Origin of the sequence: Rathayibacter oskolensis (assembly GCF_900177245.1) — a bacterium.
Lineage (GTDB): Bacteria > Actinomycetota > Actinomycetes > Actinomycetales > Microbacteriaceae > Rathayibacter > Rathayibacter oskolensis.
Genome location: NZ_FXBM01000001.1, coordinates 1,426,795 through 1,449,402 on the forward strand (window position 1 = coordinate 1,426,795; position 22,608 = coordinate 1,449,402).

The window sequence follows — 22,608 nt, forward strand, 5'->3', positions numbered from 1 at the left end:
CATGGCCATCCAGGAGACCCTCGTCCTCGTCAAGCCCGACGGCGTCGCCCGCAACCTCACCGGCGAGATCCTCCGCCGCATCGAGGCGAAGGGCTACTCGCTCGTCGACATCAAGCTCGTCGAGGCCGACCGCGAGCTGCTCGCCGCCCACTACGCCGAGCACGAGGGCAAGCCGTTCTACGAGCCCCTCGTGGAGTTCATGGAAAGCGGACCCATCGTCGCCCTCCGCATCGCGGGAGACCGCGTCATCGAGGGCTTCCGCTCCCTCGCCGGCACCACCGACCCCACCACCGCGGCCCCTGGCACCATCCGCGGCGACCTCGGCCGCGACTGGGGCCTGAAGGTCCAGCAGAACCTCGTGCACGGGAGCGACAGTGTGGAATCCGCGGAGCGCGAGCTCTCACTCTGGTTCGCCTGAGCTCGTTCGCGCCGCGGTGATCCGCGGCGCCGCGGTCGTCTTTCCGAGGCGGTAGCGCTCCAGAGAGCGTCCTGCCTGCGGCGACGGGAAAGCGCTCCAACGCGCTTTCCCGGATACGCCGTTCCTCTTCGCGCCGCGGTGATCCGCGGCGCCGCGGTCGTCTTTCCGAGGCGGTAGCCCTCCCGAGAGCGTCCTGCGTGCGGCGACGGGAAAGCGCTCGGACGCGCTTTCCCGGATACGCCTCCGACTTGGTCACCGACTCTGGAGAGTGACACATGGGCGGAGAACTGACCGCGGCCGTTCTCTGGGTCGAGTGTCCAGGAGTTGTCGTACTCGAGTGGCGACTACGACAACTTCTGGACTCTCGTGGCCGGAGTCGCGCGCACCCGTCGGTGCTCCGCGCGTCATCGAGGCGCTGGTCCGGTCGCAGAGCGACCGAGACCTCAGAAGTTGTCGCACTCGTGTGCCGAGTACGACAACTTCTGGACAGTCGACCGCTTCAGCCGGGCGCTCGGCTCCGAGGCCACCGGCCACGCCCGAGGCATGTGCGGGAGAGCGCCTCCCGCGCGGTCCTGTCGGCGCACGCAGGACGCACGACGGAGCGCGGCCACGCCGGGAAGCCGGCCGCGGCACCGCGGATCGCCGCGGTGCACAGGATCACAGGTACGACAGCACGTCCAGGCGGACCTGCGCCAGCACGGCGATCGCGAGGTAGCAGACGAGCGTGATGAAGGGGATCCAGCCGTAGGCGGCTCCGGCCGCGCGGCGGACCGCTGCGGGCACCGGGAACAGGCCGTCGCGGAGCGTGCGCAGCGTCACCAGCCAGAAACTCGGGATCACGACTGCCCACGTGAGCATGCACCAGGGGCAGAGGGTACCCAGCACGAACAGGCTCGTGCCGATCAGCCAGATCACGAAGCCGAGCGCGAAGACGAAGCCGAGAGTGAACAGCGCCCAGAACCAGCGGGCGAAGCGGGCCCCCGCGAGCAGACCCGCGCCGACCACGATCGGCGCGATCCAGGCCGCGACTCCGATGAGCGGGTTGGGGAAGCCGAAGACCGCGCCCTGCGGCGAGTTCAGGTTCGCGCTGCACTGCACGAGGAGGCTGAAGTCGCACCCGAGGCCCGTCGTCGGGTCGGTCAGGGCGGTGAACTTGTCGATGGTCAGCGCGAACGCCGCGGTCCAGCCCACGGCTCCGAGCACGATCAGCAGGACCGCGAACACGGTCGGGCGAGGGGGAGTGGCGGTGCTGGGCACCGCGGGATCGCTGGACACCGGGGGATTATGGCATGCGCCGGATCGGCGGCTCTGGGAATGCGTGCGATAATCGGTTCCGTCGGTCAGGGAGATCCCGCTCCGACGAGAAGAAGGTTTACCGGGCGAGCACCGGGCCACAGAAGATCGACAGCGTTCCGCGAATGGACGTGACTGATCAGAGCTCCTCCGCGAGACGACCGAGGTCGCACCGCGGCGGGGCACGTGTCGGATAGTCAGTTCCGAGAGTGAAGCTGCACCCAGAGTCCGCGCCACGTGAGCGACGGAACCGGGGGAGCGGAAGGATTCGCGACGGGCCCCAGGCGGTCCGCTCGCACGACAAGAGCATCCGGGTGAGAAGGCGCGGCGGACGACCCGGCCGAGGAGTGCACCAGTAATGGTGGAAGAGAACAACACGAGCGGATCCGATCCGGACCGCGACGAGCCCCGCAGCGGGGCCAGGAAGATCAGCCGCCTCTTCGGTGGCCGTCGGGCGACCCGGCGGACCGAGTCGAGCGCGCCAGCGACAGGGGGAACGATCATCGATACCGACGAGACCGACCAGACCGAGCAGGGGACTCCCGGCGCAGAGGCGGCCGACGAGCCGTCGACGTCGACGGGTGCCGTGTTCTTCAACGCTCTGCCGCCGCTGGCGACGCAGGAGGCGGACGGGCGGCCGAGCAGGCCGGCCCTCCCGAGCACGTCCCTCCTCTTCCAGGCGCCCGAGCTCCCCGACTACGTCGAGCTGGCGCCCCTCCCGCCCCGCGGTGCGCCGCTGGGCGTCCGCGAGGAGCGCGACGCGCCGGTGGAGGAGCAGGGCTCGGTCCGCCGCCGGACCCGTCGCCGCAGCGGCGAGGGTGATCGGAGCGGAGCGGACGACTCCGAGAACACCGTCGTCCGGGTCCGCCAGCCCCGCGAGCAGAGGGAGCCCCGCGAGCCGGAGCTCATCACCGAACCCCAGCGGATCAAGGGCTCGACCCGCCTCGAGGCCAAGAAGCAGCGCCGCCGCGACGGTCGCGATGCGGGTCGTCGCCGCACGGTCGTCACCGAGTCCGAGTTCCTCGCCCGTCGTGAGGCCGTCGACCGCGTCATGGTCGTCCGCTCGAAGCAGGACAGCATCCGCATCGGCGTCCTCGAGGACGGCGTGCTCGCCGAGCACTACGTCGCCCGCTCGCAGGAGGCGTCCCTCATCGGGAACGTGTACCTCGGCCGGGTGCAGAACGTCCTGCCGAGCATGGAGGCGGCCTTCGTCGACATCGGGCGCGGTCGCAACGCCGTGCTCTACTCCGGAGAGGTCGACTGGGACGCGGCGAACAACGCCGGCGGCCCCCGCCGCATCGAGCTCGCGCTGAAGCCGGGCGACCGCGTCCTGGTGCAGGTCACGAAGGACCCGATCGGGCACAAGGGCGCCCGCCTGACGAGCCAGATCTCGCTCCCGGGCCGCTACCTGGTCTACGTACCCAACGGCTCCATGAACGGCATCTCGCGCAAGCTCCCCGACACCGAGCGGGCGCGCCTCAAGAAGATCCTCAAGGAGGTCCTCCCCGAGAACGTCGGCGTCATCGTGCGCACGGCAGCCGAGGGCGCCACCGAGGAGCAGCTCACCGTCGACGTCGAGCGCCTCACCGCGCAGTGGACGGCGCTCAGCGAGAAGGCGGCGACCGGGCAGGCTCCCGCGCTCCTGCACAGCGAGCCCGACCTGCTCATCAAGATCGTCCGCGACGTCTTCAACGAGGACTTCGAGAAGATGGTCATCGCCGGGGACGACGCCCGCGAGACGATCGAGCTCTACCTCAGCCAGGTCGCCCCCGATCTGCTCGAGCGCGTCGAGATCTACGCCGGCGAGGAGGACGCGTTCGACGCGTTCCGCATCACGGAGCAGATCGAGAAGGCCCTCGAGCGCAAGGTCTGGCTGCCCAGCGGCGGGTCGCTCGTGATCGACCGCACCGAGGCGATGACGGTCGTCGACGTCAACACCGGCAAGTTCGTCGGCTCGGGCGGCAACCTCGAAGAGACGGTCACCAAGAACAACCTCGAGGCCGCGGAGGAGATCGTCCGGCAGCTGCGTCTGCGCGACATCGGCGGCATCATCGTCGTCGACTTCATCGACATGGTCCTCGAGTCCAACCGCGACCTCGTGCTCCGCCGCCTCGTGGAGTGCCTGAGCCGTGACCGCACGAAGCACCAGGTCGCCGAGGTCACCTCCCTCGGTCTGGTGCAGATGACCCGCAAGAAGCTGGGCCTCGGCCTCCTCGAGACCTTCAGCGAGAACTGCGAGGTCTGCGCCGGCCGCGGCGTGATCGTCCACCACGACCCCGTGCTCAAGCACCGCTCGACCGCGGCGCCGCAGCAGGAGCGCCGCCGCGGCAAGCCCGCGTCCGGCGACCAGGCTCCGTCCGGCGGGTCCAGCCGCTCGAACGGGCAGAACGGCTCCGGAGGCGTCAAGTCGGTCAGCACGCACGCGATCACGGACGACGCCAAGAACGCGCTCGCCCAGATCGCCGCGAGCACCATCCACCCGCCGGCCGTCCGGCAGGTCGCGGAGGAGGCGGTGGCACTCGTCGACGACGCGGCCGAGTCGCTCACGGACGAGACCGCGACGGCCGAACCGTCTGCACCCTCTGCCGACGAGTCCGAGGGGGCGCCGCGCGCCGAGCGCGAGCCCTCGAGCCGGCGAGGTGACCGCCCCGCCCGCGGTGAGCGCCGTCGGCGAGGACGCGACCGCGAGCCGCGTGCCGAGGCGACCGACGCCCCCGCCGAGGAGGAGGCCGCGCCGACGCCGGTCGAGCCCGCCGCCGTCCCCATCCTCGACATCCCTCTCACGCCCGCTGCGCCCGTCGAGCGTCGGGTGCCGAGCGAGGTCGCCGAGCACCTGCTCGACTCAGTGCTCGACGCCCTTCCGGCGCCGAAGCAGCCGGGTCAGGGGCGCGCGAAGAGCCGTCGCGTGACGACCGCCGCCCTGACCGGCGTCGCCGTCATCCCCGAGCAGACGCCGCGCCGCGCCGAGCAGCAGTAGCGCACGCCCGGAGCGATCAGCCCGGAGCGTTCAGTGGGGCCCGGCGCCCGGCGAGAGCCGGCGCCGGGCCCTCTCGCTCTCGCGGTCCCGCCCCTTGACCCGGAGTCCGCTGTCCCGGAGTCGCTCCACCAGCTCGCGAGCGCCGACCGGAACGGCCCCGGCCGCGATCAGCGCCGCACGCCGCTCCTCGGGCACGTCGTAGTGATCGAGGTCGAAACTGCGCTCGGGGAGGCCGACGCGACGGGCGAAGGCGTGCAGCTCCTCCAGCGAGGTGTCGCTCACCAGGTGCGCCCAGAGCGTGTCGTGGGCCGGCCAGCGCGCCGCGTCGAGGAGGATCGCCATCCGTCGATCGTAGGCGGCGCGCCGCAGACCACGGCCGCGCCTCCTCGACTATCGTGACGGGGTCGTCCGTTCGCGAGTGCGAAGACCTCCCGGCATCCCGTGGCCATCCCGCCGCGTTTGACCGGTGGCCCCGCATCCCGTACTCTTGACCGTTGGTGTGGCGCGATCCATGTGCTCACGCAGATTTCCGTCGTCGCTCGTCTCCTCCGGGAGGACGGGCCGCGGTGCCGGTTCCCTCGTGTCGTGTGGGAGACGGGAACGAATCGGAAGACCGGGGCTCCGCCCCGTCCATACAAGCCCCCGGATGGCCCATGCGCCCGTCCAGACGAGAAACAGGTACGAGAAGTGGTTTACGCAGTAGTGCGCGCCGGCGGTCGGCAGGAGAAGGTCGAGATCGGCACCATCGTGACGATGGACCGCATCAAGGCCGGCAAGGGCAGCACCGTGCAGCTTCCTGCCGTGCTCCTCGTCGACGGTGAGTCGATCACCTCCGACGCAGCGGCCCTCGCGAGCGTCTCGGTCACGGCCGAGGTGCTCGAGGATCTCCGCGGTCCGAAGATCATCATCCAGAAGTTCAAGAACAAGACCGGCTACAAGAAGCGCCAGGGGCACCGTCAGGACCTCACGCGCGTCAAGGTCACAGGCATCAAGTAACCCCGCCGTCAGGCACACCGTGCCGTCCAGGCACAAGAGCTGACCTGCGGAGCGAGCCATCGCCCGCAGGACACCAGCACGGGGCTGCGGCCCCCCGGTCTCGAGGAGATGAGAAATGGCACACAAGAAGGGCGCGAGCTCCACTCGCAACGGTCGCGACTCGAACGCGCAGCGTCTCGGCGTCAAGCGCTTCGGCGGTCAGGTCGTGAGCGCGGGCGAGATCATCGTCCGCCAGCGCGGAACCCACTTCCACCCCGGCGCGAACGTCGGACGCGGCGGCGACGACACGCTGTTCGCCCTCTCGGCCGGCGCGGTCGAGTTCGGCAGCAAGGGCGGCCGCAAGGTCGTCAACATCGTGGCGGCCGCCCAGTAGTCAGGGTCGACCTCCTCGGCCGAGCAGGCACAGGACGCAAGGGGCGGGCTTCGGCTCGCCCCTTGCGCGTTCCAGCCGCGACTCGCCTCCCGGCGCTCGGCACCCCGACGCCACCACATCACATCGGACGGAATTCACAACCATGGTCACCTTCGTCGACAACGTCACGCTGCACCTGCGTGCCGGCCACGGCGGGAACGGCTGCGTCTCCGTCCGCCGCGAGAAGTTCAAGCCTCTGGCCGGCCCCGACGGCGGCAACGGCGGTCACGGAGGCGACATCGTCCTCGTCGCCGACCCGCAGACCACCACGCTGCTCGCCTACCACCGCCACCCCCACCGCTCCTCCGACAACGGCGGACCCGGCATGGGCGACCACCGCGCAGGAGGCAACGGCGAGACCCTCGAGTTGCCCGTCCCGCTGGGGACGGTCGTCAAGTCGCCCGACGGCGACGAGCTCATCGACATGGACGAGCCGGGCCTGCGCTACATCATCGCGCCCGGCGGGCAGGGCGGGCTCGGCAACGCCTCGCTGGCCACCACCAAGCGCAAGGCGCCCGGATTCGCTCTCCTCGGCACCCCGGGCTGGGAGGGCGATGTCGTCCTCGAGCTGAAGACGGTCGCCGACGTCGCCCTGGTGGGCTTCCCCTCCGCCGGCAAGTCGAGCCTGGTGGCCGCGATCTCGGCCGCGAAGCCGAAGATCGCCGACTACCCGTTCACCACGCTGGCTCCCAACCTCGGCGTCGTCCAGGCAGGGGAGTCGCGCTACACGGTCGCCGACGTCCCCGGTCTCATCGAGGGCGCGAGCGAGGGCAAGGGCCTCGGCCTCGAGTTCCTCCGCCACGTCGAGCGGTGCACGGCCCTCGTGCACGTGCTCGACTGCGCGACGCTGGAGCCCGGCCGCGACCCGCTGACCGACCTCGACGTGATCCTCGGCGAGCTCGCCGCCTATCCCGTCGGCGACGGCCAGGTCCCGCTCATCGAGCGCCCGCAGCTCATCGCCCTCAACAAGGTCGACGTTCCCGAGGCGCAGGAGCTCGCGGCCTTCGTGCGCGCCGATCTCGAGGCCCGCGGGTACCGCGTGTTCGAGATCTCGACCGTCAGCCACTCCGGCCTCCGCCAGCTCACCTTCGCCCTCGGCGAGATCGTCGAGCAGCACCGCCTCGAGCTCGCCGCCGTCCCCAAGGTCGAGCGCATCACGATCCGTCCGCGCGCCGTCGACGAGAAGGACTTCGAGATCCGCGTCGAGGGAGGCTCCTACGGCAACGTCTACCGCGTGCTCGGAACCAAGCCCGTGCGCTGGGTCGCCCAGACCGACTTCACGAACGACGAGGCGGTGGGCTTCCTGGCCGACCGCCTGGCGAAGCTGGGTGTCGAGAACGGCCTGTTCTCGGCGGGCGCCGTCGCCGGCTCCACCGTCGTCATCGGCAAGGGCGACGGAGTCGTCTTCGACTGGGAGCCCACGCTCACCTCGACCGCCGAGCTCATCAGCGCACCGCGCGGCACCGACATGCGTCTCGACGAGAACCAGCGCAAGACGCGCAACGAGCGCCGCGAGGACTACTTCGAGCGGATGGACGCCAAGGCCGCGGCCCGTGCCGAGCTGGAGCGCGAGCGCCAGGGCGGCGTCTGGCGCGTGGCCGACGAGGGCGAGCCCTCCGAAGACTGACCCGGCCCGCGAGCGATCAGCAGGCACCTGGGCGATCTGCCGGTCCGGGTGCGGTCAGCAGGCACCTGCGCGATCAGCAGGTGCCTGCGCGATCTGCAGGCTTCGCCGGCGATCGAGCCACCGGCCAGGACTCGCTCCGCGAAGCCTGATCGCCTGCAGATCGCACCTCCGCCGCCCGCCTTCGGCACCGAATACACTGGTCCGATGCCGCAGACGACCCTCGACCGCAGCGCCGAACTGACCGAGCGCTTCGCCGCCTCCCGTCTGGCCTCGCGCTCTCTCCGCAGCGCCACGACCGACCTCAAGAACCGCGCTCTCCTCGCCATCGCGGACGCCGTGCGCGCAGGCACCGACCGCATCGTCCCCGCGAACGCCCTCGACCTGGCCGCCGGACGCGAGAGCGGGATGAGCGCCGGCCTCCAGGACAGGCTCCGTCTCGACGAGGCGCGGCTCGGTTCCCTCGCCGATGCGGTCGTCGCCGTCGCCGGCCTGGTCGACCCGGTCGGGCAGACCGTCCGCGGCTCCCTCCTCCCCAACGGCGCCTCGTTGACCCAGGTCCGCGTGCCGTTCGGCGTCGTCGGAGCCATCTACGAGGCGCGACCCAATGTCACCATCGACATCGCGGCGCTGGCTCTCAAGAGCGGCAACGCCGTCGTCCTCCGGGGAGGCTCGGCGGCCGAGAACACCAATCGCGTCCTCGTCGAGCTCCTCCAGGAGGCCGTCGCCTCCGTCGGCCTCCCGGCTGAGCTGATCCAGACGGTCGACGACCACGGGCGCGACGGGGCGAGGGCGCTGATGCGCGCCCGCGGCTACGTCGACGTCCTGGTGCCGCGGGGGAGCGCCGGCCTGATCGAGTCCGTCGTCACCGAGTCGACGGTTCCGGTCATCGAGACGGGCGCCGGAGTGGTGCACGTCTTCCTCGACGAGACCGCCGACGAGCGATGGGCGATCGACATCGTCCACAACGCCAAGACCCAGCGGCCGAGCACCTGCAACGCTCTCGAGACGCTCCTCGTCCACCGCGCAGCCGCCGAGAGGCTGCTCCCGCCGGTCCTCGGCCGTCTCGTGCGCGCCGGAGTGACGGTGCACGGCGACGAGAGGGTCCGCAGACTCTTCCCCGACGCGGTGCCCGCGACGGAGGAGGACTGGTCGGCCGAGTACTACTCGCTCGACATCGCGGTGGCCGTCGTCGACGACCTCGACGCCGCGATGGACCACATCGCGCGCTACTCGACCCACCACACCGAGTCGATCGTCACGAACGACCTCGGCAGCGCCGAGCGCTTCCTCGCCGAGGTCGACTCCGCGGTGGTCATGGTCAACGCCTCCACCCGGTTCACCGACGGAGGCGAGTTCGGCTTCGGCGCCGAGGTCGGCATCTCGACGCAGAAGCTGCACGCCCGAGGCCCGATGGGCCTCCCCGAGCTGACCAGCACCAAGTGGCTCCTGCGGGGCGCGGGCCAGGTCCGCGCCTAGCGCGACAGCGTCCGGGTAGACTCGTCGAAGCCCCGCGCGGGCACCCCCGACTTTCAAGGAGCACAGCATGTCCCTGGCGACGACCGTCCTCGCAGAGGCCTCGACGCACGTCGAGCTGCCGTTCCCCGCCCTCGTCTTCGGCCTGATCGCCGTGGTGGCCTTCTCGGCGCTCGGCTTCGTCACGTGGAGCTACCGCGACGTCGCGAACCGCCACTCCCACAAGACCGCCGGTGCCTCGCACGACCAGCACGGCCACGGCCACTAGTCCGGCGGCCCCGCGATCGTGACGTCCGCCGTCAGCGGTGACCCGCGGCGTCCCCGCATCGGCGTGATGGGCGGCACGTTCGACCCGATCCACCACGGGCACCTCGTCGCCGCCTCCGAGGTAGCCCAGTCCTTCGACCTCGACGAGGTCGTGTTCGTCCCCACGGGCCAGCCCTGGCACAAGAAGACGGTGACCTCGGCCGAGCACCGCTACCTCATGACGGTCATCGCGACGGCGGCCAACCCCCGCTTCACCGTCAGCAGGGTCGACGTCGACCGGATCGGCACGACCTACACGATCGACACGCTGCGCGACATCCATGCGGCGCATCCCGACGCCGAGCTCTTCTTCATCACCGGAGCGGACGCCGTCGCCCAGATCCTGAGCTGGAAGGACTACGACGAGCTCTGGGAGCTGGCGCACTTCGTCGCGGTCAGCCGCCCCGGCCACGTGCTCAACGTTTCGGGTTTGCCGGCCCAGGACGTATCCTTGTTGGAAATTCCGGCGCTAGCGATTTCCTCGACGGATTGTCGGAGCCGCGTGAACCGGGGTCATCCGGTCTGGTATCTGGTTCCCGATGGTGTCGTCCAGTACATCTCGAAGCACCACCTGTATCGGAGTACGTCATGACAGTTCAGCCCGAGGAGAAGCCGCTCACCCGGCGCGAGATCCGCGAGCGCGAGCGACGTGAGGCAGGTGCCGCCCCCGCCGCCGTGCCCACGACCTCCCGGCGGGCCGCGACGGCGACCGTCACCGCCGCAGGCGAGATGCCCGTCCTCACGGCGACCCAGGCGATCCGGATCACCGCGGTCGAGCCCACTCCCGCCGGTGAGCCGGAGCTGCGCACGTCGTCTATCGACATCGTCGGTGCCGACGGTGAGCGCCCCCTCACCCGTCGCGAGCTGCGCGCACTGCTCGCCAAGCAGCAGGCCGAGCAGGTCGCCGCGACTCCGGCGGTCGATGCCGCGCCGGCTCCGGCCGACCACTCCGGGCCGAGCTCCACTGCGCCGGGGGCGGACGGTCCCGAGCCGGTTCCCTCCGACGGGGCCGAGGAGCGCGAGCAGACCGAGGTCGAGCGTGCACTGGGTCGCGCCTCGTCGCTCCCCGCCACCGGCCCCGTCGCAGAGGCGGTGGTCGTCGAGCAGCCCAAGCTCAACACGGCCCTCTTCGCCACGGTCGGCGGCTCCCTCGACATCGCCGACGAGAAGGCGACCGAGATCACCGGCAGCTTCCACCCGCCGATCGAGCACCTGGCCATCACCGACGAGCTCGACAGCAAGTCGAAGGAGGAGGTGGACGCGTCGTTCGACTCGCTGATCGCGAGCGGCGTCGCCTCGACCGGGGCGGTCACCACGACGAACGCGCTCATCCTCCCGACCTCGGGCGACGCGAAGGCCGACACCGGCGAGGTGCTGGTGACCGGCTCGTTCGACCTCCCGCGCAGCCTCGGCTCGACCGGTCAGCACCCCAACCTCTACGACTCCCCGGACGTCGACCGCTACGTCGACCGCATCGACCGGGAGCAGCCCGCCGCCGACTCCGAGCCCGTCCGTGCGTCGAGCGCCGTCTCGACGCACGCCGCGGGCACCGCCATGATCGCCCCGCAGAAGCGGCGCGGCATCAGCACTCCGGTCGTGCTCGCCATCACGGCGGCCGTCCTCCTGGTGGCGTCGATCGCGCTGTTCATCGGCGGCTTCGTCCTCAACATCTTCTGACCCATCACCGACTCTGAAGGCTTCATGACTGCGACCGATTCCGCCCGCGCACTGCTCGACATCGCGGCAACCGCCGCCGACTCCAAGGGCGGGGAGGATCTGGTCGCACTGGACGTCTCCGGTCCGCTGCCGCTCGTCGACATCTTCTTCCTCGTGACCGGTCGTTCCGAGCGCAACGTCGTGGCGATCGCCAACGAGGTGGAGGATCGGCTCCACGACTCCGGGGCCAAGCTCCTCCGCCGCGAGGGTCGAGCAGAGGGCCGCTGGATCCTCCTCGACTTCGGCGACCTCGTCGTGCACGTCTTCCACGAGGAGGACCGGATGTACTACTCCCTCGAGCGGCTCTGGAAGGACTGCCCGGTCGTGCCGTTCACCGTCGACCATCCCGTCCGGGTCGACTCCGCGGCACCGTCCAACTGACGAACACGCCCGGCGACGCCGACCGATTTCCTCCGGCGCGCTCGGTGTTGTAAGTTGTTCGAGTTGCTTCCGCCGGGCGGAGGACCGGATCGTGAGATCCGACGACGACGAGGGTCCGTGGCGCAGCTGGTAGCGCACCTGCATGGCATGCAGGGGGTCAGGGGTTCGAATCCCCTCGGATCCACCGAGATGAAGAAGCCGCCCGCGGGCGGCTTCTTCTCGTTGAGCGCCTCACCCGAACCCTGCGCACGAAGAGGGGCCACGGCGGCCCGGATCTCCTCCGCCAGACTGAGTCCATGCCGACTCCGACCGCCCCGCGCGGCCTCATCACCCAGTTCTCGATCGTCGACGCCCTGCTCGCCGGCCTCTTCGACGGAGTCGTCTCACGGTCCGAGGCCGACCTCGCCGGCGACTTCGGGCTCGGCTGCGGCGACCACATGGACGGCGAGCTGGTTGTCCTGGACGGCGTGCACCGCCTCTTCCGCGGGGACGGATCGGTCCGCGTCCTCGCGCCGGAGGACACCATCGCCTTCGCCGAGATCGCGCTGTTCACGCCGGACGCGACGGCGGACCTCGATGCCACCGCCTCCCTCGAGGGTCTGCTCGAGGCCGTGCGACGGATCATCCCCAGTCCGAACGTCTTCGTCGGCGTCCGGGTGCGCGGGCGGTTCGACCGACTGACGCTCCGGCAGCCGATCGCCCAGGTCAAGCCGTACCTCCGGCTCGCCGACGCGATGCACGATCAGCGCGAGATGCACCTGACCGGGGTGCAGGGCACCCTGATCGGGTTCATCGGACCGAGGCCGTTCCAGGGCATCAGCGTCGCGGGTCTGCACACGCACTTCGTCGACGGGAGCGGGACGGTCGGCGGCCACGTGCTCGCCGCCTCCGGACTGCACGGTGAGCTCGCCGTCGAGCAGTACGGCGGCATCACGGTGCGGCTGCCCGAGTCCGAGGACTACCTGGCCGCCGACCTCGAGGACGACGCCTCGGTCGCCGACGCCGCGATCCGCGCCGTCGAGACCGACCACGCACACTGACCGCCCCTACCCTGGAACCATGCCCAGCCTCCGCGACGTCCACGCCGTCATCGACCGACTCTGGCCCGAGGGAGCGGCGGAGAGCTGGGATGCTCCCGGTCTCGTGACCGGCGATCCCGACGCCTCCGTCGAGCGCATCCTGCTCACGGTCGACGTGGTCTCGGACACCGTCGCGGAGGCGGTCGAGGGCGGGTACCAGCTCCTCCTCGCCCATCACCCGCTGCTGCTGCGCGGGGTCACCACGATCGCCGAGGACGGCTACAAGGGCCGTCTGCTCGCCGAGCTCATCCGCGGCCGGTGCGCGGTGATCTCGGCCCACACCAACGCCGACATCGTCGCCGACGGCGTCTCGGACGTCATCGCCACCCGACTGGGACTCTCGGGGACGACTCCGATCGTGCCGGGTGAGGACCCGTCGGTCGGTCTCGGACGAGTCGGCGACCTCCCGGAGGAGGTGCCCCTCGGACGCCTCGCCCGCGCCGTGGCCGACCTGCTGCCCGCGACGGCCGGGGGAGTGCGCGTCGCAGGAGACTACGAGACGCCCGTCAGGCGGGTCTCGCTCTGCGGTGGCGCGGGGGACTCCCTCCTCGACGCTCCGGGCGTCCGCACGAGCGACGTCTACCTCACCGCCGACCTGCGCCACCACCCGGCCTCGGAGGCGCGCGAGAAGGCCCTCCACGGGACCGGTCCCGCACTCATCGACGTCTCGCACTGGGCCAGCGAGTGGCTGTGGCTCGATGTCGCCGCCGCCGCACTCCGGCGGGCACTCCCGACGCTGGCCATCGATGTGAGCGAGACCCGCACCGACCCGTGGGATTTCGCGATCGTCCACTAGGCGCCCGCCGGCACGGGAGAATGGTCGCGGCACGCCACCCTCCGTGCCGGGAACGAGGACCGCGACGTGAAAGCCAGCCCCGCAGACCAGCGCGAACTCCTGACCCTGCAGAGTCTCGACACGCGAGGCGCGCAGCTGCGCCACGCCATCGCGACCCTGCCGCAGATCGCGAAGATCCAGGCGATGCAGGCGCGCGACAGCCAGACCCGACGGACGCTGGCCGAGCGGGTCGGCCGCCTCGAGGACGTGCGCACCGAGCTGGGCCGCATCGAGTCCGACGTGACCGTCGTCGAGAAGCGCCTCGCGCGCGACCGGGAGCGCCTGCAGACCGCGTCATCGTCGAAGGACATCGCGGCCCTCGAGGGCGAGATCACCTCGCTCATCAAGCGCCGGAGCGATCTCGAGGACATCGAGCTCACCCTGATGGAGCGCATCGAGGGGATCGAGGCCGAGGTCGCCGCCGCTCAGGCTGAGCGCGACGACGTCGTCGCCGCCCTCAGCACCCTCGCCGACGAGAAGGACGCGCAGGCCGAGAAGCTGGCCGGCAAGCAGGAGGCGCTCGCCCGCGACCGCGCCTCGCTCGTCGCGACGATCCCGGAGGACCTCGTCGAGCTCTACGAGAAGCAGCGCAGCCGCTACGGGATCGGCGCAGCGCTCCTGCGCGGCAAGGTGTCCGAGGGCAGCGGAGTCGCCCTCACCGAGTCCGACCTGTCCTGGATCCGCGCCGCAGCACCCGACGAGGTCGTCCTCTGCCCCGACAGCGGATGCATCCTCGTCCGCGGAGACGAGTCGACGCTCGCCTGATCGGGCCCTACACTGAACGGGCGAACGGGCCGGCAAGACGGTCGCGTCGCCGGAGCGAGAGCCCCGGCGCCGAGGAACGTCCGGGCTCCGCAGAGCAGGGCGGTGGGCAACACCCACCCGGGGCGACCCGCGAGACAGTGCCACAGAAAGCAGACCGCCACGGGCCCCGGCCCGCGGTAAGGGTGAAACGGTGGTGTAAGAGACCACCAGGGGCAGGAGTGATCCTGCCCGCTCGGTAAACCTCGCCCGGAGCAAGGTCAGACAGAGGACGATGCGGCTGCTCGTCGGGTCCTCGGGTAGACCGCTGGAGGGTCACGGCAACGTGACTCCGAGAGAGATGGCCGTCCAGCGCCCGCCGAGAGGCGCGGCGTGAACAGAACCCGGCGTATCAGCCGACCCCTTCGCCCCAGAATGCCCCGCCTCGGCGGGGCATTCTGGGGCTTCGGGGTCGGCTGAGTGTTCTTCTTCCGCGGCGGTCCCCGCCCGCCGCGGCGCGGTCGGCTTCGTGAGGTGGTCGCGTTCCGGAGAGCGTCCTGCGGCCGGCTCCCAGAAAACGCTGGCACGCGTTTTCTCGATTCGCCTCGACCCTGAGGGTGAAGGCCTCCCTCGCAGGTGGGCTCGGCTGTGCCGTCGACTCCCTACGGGCTCGGCTGCGCCGTCGACCCCTTGCGGGCTCGGCTGCGCCGTCGACCCCTTGCGGGCTCGGCTGCGCCATCGAACCTCCTTGCGGGCTCGGCTCCGCCGTCGACTCCCTACGGACTCGGCTGCGCCATCGAACCTCCTTGCGGGCTCGGCTCCGCCGTCGACTCCCTACGGACTCGGCTGCGCCATCGAACCTCCTTGCGGGCTCGGCTCCGCCGTCGACTCCTTGCGGGCTCGGCTGTGCTATCGACTCCTCGCAGAGCGGCATGCTGATGGGGCGGGCTCTGCCTGCTGTCGAGTAGCCCGAGGAGCGGGGGTATCGAGATACGCCGGCGTCAGGGCAGGACACGTCCGGACGTGACCTGCCGACGATGGCGGGTCTCGATACGGCCCTTCACGGCTACTCGACCAGCAGAGGAGGGGAGGCCGACCCTGAGGCTGGCGAGCGGAAGACCATCCGTCTCTCCAGCGGCGCACTGTCGGACCCGCCGCCCTCTGCAAGACGAACAGGCGAAACGCGTGCCAGCGTTTCGTCGTAGTCGAACGCAGGACGCTCTACCGAACGCCACCGCCCCCATCTGGCCGACTGCGCCGCGGCGGGCGGGGACCGCCGCGGGAACAGGCACCTCGACTGCGCCGCGGCGGGCGGGGACCGCCGCACCATCGGATCGGCCGAACCGGCGAAACGCGTGCCAGCGTTTCGTCGTAGCCGGACGGGACCCGCTCTGCGGAGCGCACCACCTCAAAGGGCCGACTGCGCCGCGGCGGGCGGGGACCGCCGCGGGATGGGCTCAGCGCCGCACGCCGCCTCCGGCGAGGGCCGCGGCGCCGAGGATGCCCGCGTTGTTGCGCAGCTCGGCGGGCACGATCGGGGTGCGGAGATCCAGCAGGGGCAGGAACTCGTCGTAGTGCTTCGAGATGCCGCCGCCGACGATGATCAGGTCGGGCCAGAGCAGCGCCTCGAGGTGGGAGTAGTAGCGCTGGAGGCGCTTGGCCCAGTGCTTGTAGTCGAGGTCGTCCCGCTCCTTCGCGGCGAACGACGCCTTCTTCTCGTAGTCCCCGCCATTGATCTCGAGGTGGCCGAGCTCGGCGTTGGGGATGAGCACGCCGTCGTAGATCTGTGCGGTGCCGATGCCGGTGCCGAGGGTGGTCATGATGACCAGGCCCTTCTTGTCCTTCGCGGCGCCGAAGCGCGATTCGGCGTAGCCCGCCGCGTCGGCGTCGTTGACGAAGAAGATGTCGCGCCCGATGGCGTCCTCGAACAGCTTCTCGGCCTCGAGGCCGATCCACTCGTCCGAGACGTTCGCCGCCGACATGGTGCGACCGTGCACGACCGCCGCCGGGAAGCAGATCCCGACCGGGGTGTCCGCAGCCGCATCCGGGAGCATCGCGAGGATCTGCTGGACCGTGTCGACGATGTCCTTCGGACGGCCGCCCTCGGGGGTCGCGACCTTCATCCGGTCGGTGAGGAGGGTCCCTCCCTCGAGGTCGACCAGTGCCCCCTTGATGCCGGTCCCCCCGATGTCGATTCCGATAGCGGTCGTCGCAGCAGTCATACCGGTCATGCTAGCGAAGCGGGGTCACGCAGAACGGGGGCGGGACCGGCCGCGGGCGTCGGCGTATGATCGGCCGCATGTCTGACGGTGACGCGAACTCCTGGTGGTACAACCTCTCGTCCGGCGCGGTGGAGCAGGGGTTCGTGTCCCCGTCCGTCGACCGCGTGGGCCCGTTCTCGTCGCGCGTCGACGCCGAGCACGCGCTCGACAAACTGCGCGAGAACAGTCGCAAGTGGGCCGAGGAGGACGCGGCGGAGGACCGCTGACTCCGGTCCTGCTCGTGCCCGCTACTCGTAGCTGTGCTCGGCGGCCGGGTAGGCGCCGGACTCCACGTCGTCGCGGTACGCGGTGACGGCACCCGTCAGCACTCCGCGCAGATCCGCGTACTGCTTGACGAAGCGCGGGACCCGTCCGGTGGTGAAGCCGGCGAAATCCGTCCAGACCAGCAGCTGACCGTCCACGTGCGGACCAGCTCCGACGCCGATGGTCGGGATCCTCAGCTCCTCCGTCACCTGACGCGCCGCCTCGCTCGGCACCATCTCGAGCACGACGGCGAAGGCACCCGCCTCCTGCACGGCACGCGCGTCGGCGAGCAGCTGCTCGAGCCCGTCTCCGCGTCCCTGGACGATGTGGCCACCCAGACCGTGCTCGCTCTGCGGGGTGAAGCCGATGTGCGCCATGACGGGGATGCCCGCGTCGACGATGCGGCGGATCTGCTCGGCCGAGCGCACGCCGCCCTCGAGCTTCACGGCGTGCGCGTGGGTCTCCTTCATGAAGCGGAACGCCGTGTGCAGAGCGTCGTCCGGACCCGACTCGTACGAGCCGAACGGCATGTCGGCGACGACGAAGGCCCGCTCGACGGCTCCGGCGACCGCGCGGGCGAAGGGGATGAGCTCGTCGACGGTGACCGGCAGCGTCGTGTCGTAGCCCAGCACGTTGTTCCCGGCGGAGTCGCCGACGAGCAGGAAGTCGATGCCCGCCTCGTCGAAGATCCGAGCGGTGAGCTGGTCGTAGCTGGTGAGTCCGGTGATGCGCACCCCGGACTCCTTGGCGTTCTGGAAGTGACGGGTTCGAACGCGTTTCACGGGCTGCGCTGACATGGCCGCAAGTCTATGCGCGCCGTGCCGGGGCGGCGGGGGGCGCCTCCGGCTCCCAGCGGCCCCGGGGCGGAGCCACTAGCCTTAGGGGCGAAACAGGAAGGGCCTTGATGGACAAGCAACGGGACTTCGTTCTTCGCACGATCGAAGAGCGAGGGATCAAATTCGTTCGCCTCTGGTTCACCGACGTCGTCGGCACGCTCAAGTCGGTCGCGATCGCGCCGGCAGAGGTCGAGGGCGCGTTCGCCGAGGGCCTCGGCTTCGACGGCTCCGCGATCGAGGGCCTCACGCGCTCGTTCGAGGCTGACGTGCTCGCCCACCCCGATCCGTCGACCTTCCAGATCCTCCCGTGGCGCGGCGAGATCGACCCGACCGCGCGGATGTTCTGCGACATCACGACCCCCGACGGCCAGCCGGCGGTGGCGGATCCCCGCAACGTGCTCAAGCGCACGCTCGCCAAGGCCGCCGAGCGCGGCTTCACGTTCTACACGCACCCCGAGATCGAGTTCTACCTGCTCAAGTCCTCGACCTTCGGTGCCGAGGGCCCCGAGCCGGTCGACTCCGCGGGCTACTTCGACAACGTCCCCGGAGGGACGGCCCACGACTTCCGCCGACGCTCCGTCCGGATGCTCGAGGATCTGGGCATCTCGGTAGAGTTCAGCCACCACGAGGCGGGACCCGGTCAGAACGAGATCGACCTCCGCTACGCCGACGCCCTGACGACGGCCGACAACATCATGACCTTCCGCACCGTGATCAAGGAGGTGGCGATCGAGCAGGGCGTCTATGCGACGTTCATGCCCAAGCCGCTCTCCGGACACCCCGGCTCGGGCATGCACACCCACCTCTCGCTGTTCGAGGGCGACATCAACGTGTTCTACGAGCAGGGTGCGCAGTACCAGCTGTCGAAGCTCGGCCGTCAGTTCATCGCGGGCCTGCTCAAGCACGCGCCCGAGATCACGGCGGTCACGAACCAGTTCGTCAACTCCTACAAGCGCCTGTGGGGCGGCGACGAGGCGCCGAGCTACGTCTCGTGGGGCCACAACAACCGCTCGGCGCTCGTGCGGGTGCCGCTCTACAAGCCCAACAAGGGCCAGTCGTCGCGCATCGAGTACCGCGCACTCGACTCCGCGGCGAACCCCTACCTCGCCTACTCGCTGCTCCTCGCAGCGGGCCTCAAGGGCATCGAGGAGGGCTACGAGCTCCCGGCCGAGGCCGAGGACAACGTCTGGTCGCTCTCGGACGCGGAGCGTCGCGCGCTGGGCTACAGCCCTCTGCCGGCGAGCCTGGATCGCGCCATCTCGCTGATGGAGGAGTCGGAGCTCGTCGCCGAGACCCTCGGCGAGCAGGTGTTCAACTTCGTCCTGCTCAACAAGCGGAAGGACTGGGCCGAGTACCGCGCGCAGGTGACTCCGTACGAGCTGCGCAGCAACCTCGAGATGCTCTGACCCGTCCCTCCCATGGCCCGCGACCGCACTCTCAGCGACTTCGCGCGCCTCGGCTTCGCTGAGCTCGGCGAGGCCGGGGCGCGTCTCGCCGAGGCGGAGGAGCTGGCCGGCCGGTCGCTCGACCACCTCGATCCCGCTTTCGCGCGCGCAGCCGATCCCGACGCCGCACTCCGCGCGCTGATCGACCTGCTGCGGAGTCATCGCGACCGGATGGACGTCGTCCTGGACGACGACGCCGCGCTCACCCGCCTCCTGCTGGTGCTCGGCGCGTCCTCCGGTCTGGCCGACTTCCTCCACCGGCGGCCGGCCGAGCTCGAGACCTTCCGCGACGCCGTCACGACCCTCCCCGGGCGGGCCGAGCTGCGGCAGGAGCTCCTCGACTCGGTCGGCGCCGTCGAGGGTTTCGCGACCCTCGGCGAGGAGGCCGGCTGGACGGCACTGCGGACCCGGTACCGCCGGCTGCTGACCCGCGTGGTCGTCCACGATCTGAGCCAGCTCGATCCGGTCGCGGCGATCGACCGCGTCAGCCGCACGCTCGCCGATCTGGCGGGTGCGGCCCTCGAGGCGTCCCTCGCCGTCGCACGCGCCGATCTGGTGCACGGCTCCGGCCCGGGCCGCTTCACGCGAGACGAGGTCGAGGCGACTCGGTTCGCCGTGATCGGGATGGGCAAGGCGGGTGCCTCCGAGCTGAACTACGTGAGCGATGTCGACGTCATCTTCGTCGCCGAGGGCGATCCGGAGCGCGAGCTCTCGAATGCGCGCGCGATCGACATCGCGACCCGGCTGGCGGTGCTTCTGATGCGGGGGACGTCGGCTCTCGCCCTCGAGCCGGAGCTGTGGGAGGTCGACCCGAACCTGCGTCCCGAGGGCAAGCAGGGGGCCCTGGTCAGGACCCTCGACTCGCACATCGCCTACTACGACCGCTGGGCGAAGAGCTGGGAGTTCCAGGCGCTGCTGAAGGCGCGACCGCTCGCCGGCGACTCCGAGCTCGGGCGCGCCTACGTCGACGCCGTGGCCCCGAAGGTCTGGTCGAGCGCGTCGCGCGAGAACTTCGTCGAGTCGGTGCAGCGGATGCGCGAGCGCGTCACCGAGAACATCCCGCAGAACGACGTGCACTACCAGATCAAGCTCGGACCGGGCGGGCTGCGCGACATCGAGTTCACGGTCCAGCTCCTCCAGCTGGTGCACGGTCAGACCGACGATGAGATCCGGATGCCGGGCACGCTGCTCGCGCTCGGGGCCCTCGCCGACCGCGGCTACATCGGCCGGTCGGCCGCCGACGAGTTCTCCCGCGACTACCGCGCCCTCCGGCTCCTCGAGCACCGCCTCCAGCTGCGGAGGCTCCGCCGCACCCACCTGATGCCGCGGGACGAGCACGAGCTGCGGACCCTCGCCCGTTCGAGCGGCCTCGCGACGAACGCGGACGAGCTGCTCGTGGTCTGGAACGGGATCAAGCACCGGGTGCGCGGTCTGCACGAGAAGCTGTTCTACCGTCCGCTCCTCTCGGCCGTGGCCGCTCTGTCCGACGGGGGAGCGGAGCTCTCGACCGGCCAGGCGGAGGCGCGTCTCGCCGCCATCGGCTTCACCGACTCCCGCGGAGCGCTCGGGCACATCGCGGCGATGACCACGGGCGTGTCGCGTCGAGCCACCATCCAGCGTCACCTGGTTCCCGTCATGCTGCAGTGGTTCGCCGACGGAGCCGACCCCGACTACGGCCTCCTCGCGTTCCGGCGCCTGAGCGACACGCTGGGCGGGACGCCGTGGTTCCTCCGGATGCTCCGCGACTCCTCCGGGGCGGCCAAGCGCCTGACGACCGTGCTCTCGGGGTCGCGCTTCGTCGGCGAGCTGCTCGACCGCATCCCGGAGTCGGCGGCCTGGCTCGAGGACGACGACGCGCTGCGTCCCCGGAGCGCCTCCGCCCTCGGCGAGGAGGTCAGGGCCGTGCTCGCGCGCCACGACACCCCGGAGGCGGTGGCCGCGGTCCTCCGAGCGATGCGCCGACGCGAGGTGCTGCGGACCGCGATGGGGGGCGTGCTCGGTCTGAACACGATCGAGGAGACCGCGCAGAGCCTCACGGACATCATCACCGCTCTGCTCACCGGAGTGCTCGGCGCGGTGCGCCGATCGAGTGCCGGCCGGCCGGGGGCCGACGCGCGGTTCGCAGTGATCGGCATGGGGCGCTACGGGGGAGCGGAGCTGGGCTTCGGCTCGGACGCCGATGTGATGTACGTCCAGCGCCCGGTGTCCGGCGAGCCGCGGGACGCCCAGCTGTACGCGCAGCATCTGGTGGCCGAGCTCGTCCGGCTCACGGACGACTCCCGCCTCCCGCTCGACCTCGACGCCGACCTCCGACCGGAGGGCAAGAACGGCCCGCTCGTGCGCTCCCTCGACTCCTACCGTGCCTACTACGCGCGGTGGTCGCTGACCTGGGAGGCCCAGACCCTCCTCCGCGCCCGAGGAGTCGCCGGCGACGAGGAGCTGATCACCGACTTCGAGGCACTCGCCGACGGCGTCCGGTATCCCTCCGCGATCTCCGACCGCGACATCCGCGAGGTGAAGCGGATCAAGGCGCGCGTCGAGAAGGAGCGCCTCCCGCAGGGAGCCGACCCGCTGCGGCACATCAAGCTCGGTAGGGGGTCGCTGAGCGACGTGGAGTGGCTCGTGCAGCTCCTGCAGCTCCAGCACGCCCGCACTGTGCCCGCCCTGCGCACGACCTCGACCGTCACCGCGCTCCGAGTCGCGGAGGAGGCGGGCCTCATCACTGCCCCGGATGCGGACCGTCTGCGCAGGGCCTGGCGATTCTCCTCCCGCGTGCGCTCGGCGATGACCCTGTGGACGAACCGCACGAGCGACGTCCTCCCGACCGACAGACGGCAGCTCGACGCGATCGCGCGCCTCCTCGAGTACCCCGCGGGCTCCGCCACTCGGCTCGAGGACGACTACCTCGGAGTCACCCGCCGGGCCCGCGCCGTCTTCGAGCGCCGCTTCTACGGCCCGGCCGAGGGCGAGCAGCCGACCTACCGCTGACCCCGTCGCCGCGCGGCCGACCTGCGCCGTGGTTCCGACGATTTGACTCGGTGGCAGAGCTCCCTGGGTGCTGTGGTCGGTCCCGATGCACGCGCCGTGCCGCGGAGTCGACGGAGCTGGAAGCCTGCGGGTGCGGTCCACCGATGACGAGACTCCAGCTCTCGAGCAACCCCGATCCGGCGTTCGCCAATCCGAACGCCGCAGGCTGACGAATCGATACGACGCCTTCGAGCGACCCGTGAGCACCCGAAGCTCGCAGCCACACGGCGGTCGCGGCGCCGACACCCTGGGGTGACCATGTCTTCCTTCTTCGCTGCACTCGTCCCGTCTCGCCGGTGCGTGGCCTGCGGTGCGTCTCCAGCCGTGCGTCCGAGCCCGTTCTGCTCCTCCGCGTGCGCGCGCACCAACCACCTCTACTCCTGAGGGACGCGTCCGGATCGGCCTGCCGAGAACCTTTCGGTTCGATACGCACGTATGCTTTTCGCTTCTCCTCAACCCTGGGTGGGACCCGAACCCCGCAGACTGAGAGCACGTGATGAACCACCACTCCCGTACGACAT

20 protein-coding genes, 1 tRNA gene and 1 other RNA gene are annotated in these 22,608 nt (G+C 70.7%); 18 read left to right on the forward strand and 4 right to left on the reverse strand.

Annotated elements, in window-relative coordinates; genetic code table 11:
• The first annotated feature begins 1 nt into the window (after position 1).
• Positions 2-418, forward strand: coding sequence for a nucleoside-diphosphate kinase (gene ndk / locus B9Y99_RS06930; protein WP_085475777.1), 417 nt, complete (start codon positions 2-4; stop codon positions 416-418).
• Between the two features lie 657 nt (positions 419-1,075).
• On the opposite strand, the gene B9Y99_RS06935 is transcribed toward ndk, so the two are convergent.
• Positions 1,076-1,693, reverse strand: a complete 618-nt coding sequence (locus tag B9Y99_RS06935; protein ID WP_244274790.1) for a vitamin K epoxide reductase family protein — start codon at positions 1,691-1,693, stop codon at positions 1,076-1,078.
• A gap of 376 nt (positions 1,694-2,069) precedes the next feature.
• Here B9Y99_RS06935 and B9Y99_RS06940 point away from each other — a divergent pair, with 376 nt between their 5' ends.
• Entirely contained in the window at positions 2,070-4,688 is a 2,619-nt protein-coding gene (locus B9Y99_RS06940) for an Rne/Rng family ribonuclease (RefSeq protein WP_085475778.1), read from the forward strand.
• Positions 4,689-4,718: 30 nt separating this feature from the next.
• Here B9Y99_RS06940 and B9Y99_RS06945 read toward each other — a convergent pair whose 3' ends face one another.
• Positions 4,719-5,030: a DUF4031 domain-containing protein gene (locus B9Y99_RS06945; RefSeq protein WP_085475779.1), complete on the reverse strand. Its 312-nt coding sequence runs from the start codon at positions 5,028-5,030 to the stop codon at positions 4,719-4,721.
• 345 nt (positions 5,031-5,375) lie between these two features.
• Here B9Y99_RS06945 and rplU point away from each other — a divergent pair, with 345 nt between their 5' ends.
• The 13 genes from rplU (at position 5,376) to rnpB (ending at position 14,682) form a co-directional block, all read left to right on the forward strand.
• Positions 5,376-5,684: a 50S ribosomal protein L21 gene (gene rplU / locus B9Y99_RS06950; RefSeq protein ID WP_085475780.1), complete on the forward strand. Its 309-nt coding sequence runs from the start codon at positions 5,376-5,378 to the stop codon at positions 5,682-5,684.
• A 115-nt stretch (positions 5,685-5,799) separates the two neighbouring features.
• On the forward strand, positions 5,800-6,057 hold the full coding sequence (gene rpmA, locus B9Y99_RS06955) for a 50S ribosomal protein L27 (protein WP_085475781.1): 258 nt from the start codon (positions 5,800-5,802) through the stop codon (positions 6,055-6,057).
• A gap of 142 nt (positions 6,058-6,199) precedes the next feature.
• On the forward strand, positions 6,200-7,723 hold the full coding sequence (gene obgE, locus B9Y99_RS06960; protein WP_085475782.1) for a GTPase ObgE: 1,524 nt from the start codon (positions 6,200-6,202) through the stop codon (positions 7,721-7,723).
• Positions 7,724-7,927: 204 nt separating this feature from the next.
• Entirely contained in the window at positions 7,928-9,199 is a 1,272-nt protein-coding gene (locus B9Y99_RS06965; RefSeq protein ID WP_085475783.1) for a glutamate-5-semialdehyde dehydrogenase, read from the forward strand.
• Between the two features lie 67 nt (positions 9,200-9,266).
• On the forward strand, positions 9,267-9,464 hold the full coding sequence (locus B9Y99_RS06970; RefSeq protein WP_085475784.1) for a hypothetical protein: 198 nt from the start codon (positions 9,267-9,269) through the stop codon (positions 9,462-9,464).
• A gap of 18 nt (positions 9,465-9,482) precedes the next feature.
• Positions 9,483-10,094 carry a nicotinate-nucleotide adenylyltransferase gene (nadD, locus tag B9Y99_RS06975; protein ID WP_085475785.1) on the forward strand — a complete coding sequence of 204 codons (612 nt, stop codon included), beginning with the start codon at positions 9,483-9,485 and terminating at the stop codon, positions 10,092-10,094.
• Positions 10,091-11,179 carry a hypothetical protein gene (locus B9Y99_RS06980; RefSeq protein WP_085475786.1) on the forward strand — a complete coding sequence of 363 codons (1,089 nt, stop codon included), beginning with the start codon at positions 10,091-10,093 and terminating at the stop codon, positions 11,177-11,179. Before nadD ends, B9Y99_RS06980 begins: the two co-directional genes overlap by 4 nt.
• Positions 11,180-11,203: 24 nt before the next feature.
• A complete protein-coding gene (rsfS, locus tag B9Y99_RS06985) occupies positions 11,204-11,599 on the forward strand; it encodes a ribosome silencing factor (protein ID WP_085475787.1) in 396 nt (131 codons plus the stop codon).
• A 111-nt stretch (positions 11,600-11,710) separates the two neighbouring features.
• A tRNA-Ala gene (locus B9Y99_RS06990) sits at positions 11,711-11,783 on the forward strand.
• A 112-nt stretch (positions 11,784-11,895) separates the two neighbouring features.
• Positions 11,896-12,639: an acetolactate decarboxylase gene (locus tag B9Y99_RS06995; RefSeq protein WP_085475788.1), complete on the forward strand. Its 744-nt coding sequence runs from the start codon at positions 11,896-11,898 to the stop codon at positions 12,637-12,639.
• Between the two features lie 19 nt (positions 12,640-12,658).
• Positions 12,659-13,474 carry a Nif3-like dinuclear metal center hexameric protein gene (locus B9Y99_RS07000; RefSeq protein ID WP_085475789.1) on the forward strand — a complete coding sequence of 272 codons (816 nt, stop codon included), beginning with the start codon at positions 12,659-12,661 and terminating at the stop codon, positions 13,472-13,474.
• A 66-nt stretch (positions 13,475-13,540) separates the two neighbouring features.
• On the forward strand, positions 13,541-14,278 hold the full coding sequence (locus B9Y99_RS07005; RefSeq protein ID WP_085475790.1) for a zinc ribbon domain-containing protein: 738 nt from the start codon (positions 13,541-13,543) through the stop codon (positions 14,276-14,278).
• 25 nt (positions 14,279-14,303) lie between these two features.
• Positions 14,304-14,682: RNase P RNA component class A (rnpB, locus tag B9Y99_RS07010), an RNA gene on the forward strand.
• A 1,029-nt stretch (positions 14,683-15,711) separates the two neighbouring features.
• Here the strand turns inward: rnpB and ppgK are convergent.
• A complete protein-coding gene (gene ppgK / locus B9Y99_RS07015; protein WP_085475791.1) occupies positions 15,712-16,476 on the reverse strand; it encodes a polyphosphate--glucose phosphotransferase in 765 nt (254 codons plus the stop codon).
• Positions 16,477-16,553: 77 nt separating this feature from the next.
• Here ppgK and B9Y99_RS07020 point away from each other — a divergent pair, with 77 nt between their 5' ends.
• The gene (locus B9Y99_RS07020) at positions 16,554-16,742 is read left to right on the forward strand and encodes an SPOR domain-containing protein (protein ID WP_165759554.1); all 189 of its coding nucleotides are present in this window, start codon (positions 16,554-16,556) and stop codon (positions 16,740-16,742) included.
• A gap of 21 nt (positions 16,743-16,763) precedes the next feature.
• On the opposite strand, the gene panB is transcribed toward B9Y99_RS07020, so the two are convergent.
• Entirely contained in the window at positions 16,764-17,576 is an 813-nt protein-coding gene (gene panB / locus B9Y99_RS07025) for a 3-methyl-2-oxobutanoate hydroxymethyltransferase (protein WP_085475793.1), read from the reverse strand.
• A 107-nt stretch (positions 17,577-17,683) separates the two neighbouring features.
• Here panB and B9Y99_RS07030 point away from each other — a divergent pair, with 107 nt between their 5' ends.
• Together B9Y99_RS07030 and B9Y99_RS07035 are read left to right on the forward strand one after the other, a co-directional pair.
• Positions 17,684-19,021, forward strand: a complete 1,338-nt coding sequence (locus tag B9Y99_RS07030; protein WP_085475794.1) for a glutamine synthetase family protein — start codon at positions 17,684-17,686, stop codon at positions 19,019-19,021.
• Between the two features lie 12 nt (positions 19,022-19,033).
• Entirely contained in the window at positions 19,034-22,048 is a 3,015-nt protein-coding gene (locus B9Y99_RS07035) for a bifunctional [glutamine synthetase] adenylyltransferase/[glutamine synthetase]-adenylyl-L-tyrosine phosphorylase (protein ID WP_085475795.1), read from the forward strand.
• Positions 22,049-22,608 lie beyond the last annotated feature (560 nt).

Bases quoted from the DNA above. Each gene is read 5' to 3' on its own strand.
- ndk (WP_085475777.1), top strand. From the start codon at position 2: ATGGCCATCCAGGAGACCCTCGTCCTCGTCAAGCCCGACGGCGTCGCC.
- B9Y99_RS06940 (WP_085475778.1), top strand. From the start codon at position 2,070: ATGGTGGAAGAGAACAACACGAGCGGATCCGATCCGGACCGCGACGAG.
- B9Y99_RS07020 (WP_165759554.1), top strand. From the start codon at position 16,554: ATGTCTGACGGTGACGCGAACTCCTGGTGGTACAACCTCTCGTCCGGC.
- rpmA (WP_085475781.1), top strand. From the start codon at position 5,800: ATGGCACACAAGAAGGGCGCGAGCTCCACTCGCAACGGTCGCGACTCG.
- B9Y99_RS07000 (WP_085475789.1), top strand. From the start codon at position 12,659: ATGCCCAGCCTCCGCGACGTCCACGCCGTCATCGACCGACTCTGGCCC.
- ppgK (WP_085475791.1), bottom strand. From the start codon at position 16,476: ATGACTGCTGCGACGACCGCTATCGGAATCGACATCGGGGGGACCGGC.
- obgE (WP_085475782.1), top strand. From the start codon at position 6,200: ATGGTCACCTTCGTCGACAACGTCACGCTGCACCTGCGTGCCGGCCAC.
- B9Y99_RS07030 (WP_085475794.1), top strand. From the start codon at position 17,684: ATGGACAAGCAACGGGACTTCGTTCTTCGCACGATCGAAGAGCGAGGG.
- rsfS (WP_085475787.1), top strand. From the start codon at position 11,204: ATGACTGCGACCGATTCCGCCCGCGCACTGCTCGACATCGCGGCAACC.
- B9Y99_RS07035 (WP_085475795.1), top strand. From the start codon at position 19,034: ATGGCCCGCGACCGCACTCTCAGCGACTTCGCGCGCCTCGGCTTCGCT.
- panB (WP_085475793.1), bottom strand. From the start codon at position 17,576: ATGTCAGCGCAGCCCGTGAAACGCGTTCGAACCCGTCACTTCCAGAAC.
- B9Y99_RS06945 (WP_085475779.1), bottom strand. From the start codon at position 5,030: ATGGCGATCCTCCTCGACGCGGCGCGCTGGCCGGCCCACGACACGCTC.
- B9Y99_RS06965 (WP_085475783.1), top strand. From the start codon at position 7,928: ATGCCGCAGACGACCCTCGACCGCAGCGCCGAACTGACCGAGCGCTTC.
- B9Y99_RS06995 (WP_085475788.1), top strand. From the start codon at position 11,896: ATGCCGACTCCGACCGCCCCGCGCGGCCTCATCACCCAGTTCTCGATC.
- B9Y99_RS06980 (WP_085475786.1), top strand. From the start codon at position 10,091: ATGACAGTTCAGCCCGAGGAGAAGCCGCTCACCCGGCGCGAGATCCGC.
- B9Y99_RS06970 (WP_085475784.1), top strand. From the start codon at position 9,267: ATGTCCCTGGCGACGACCGTCCTCGCAGAGGCCTCGACGCACGTCGAG.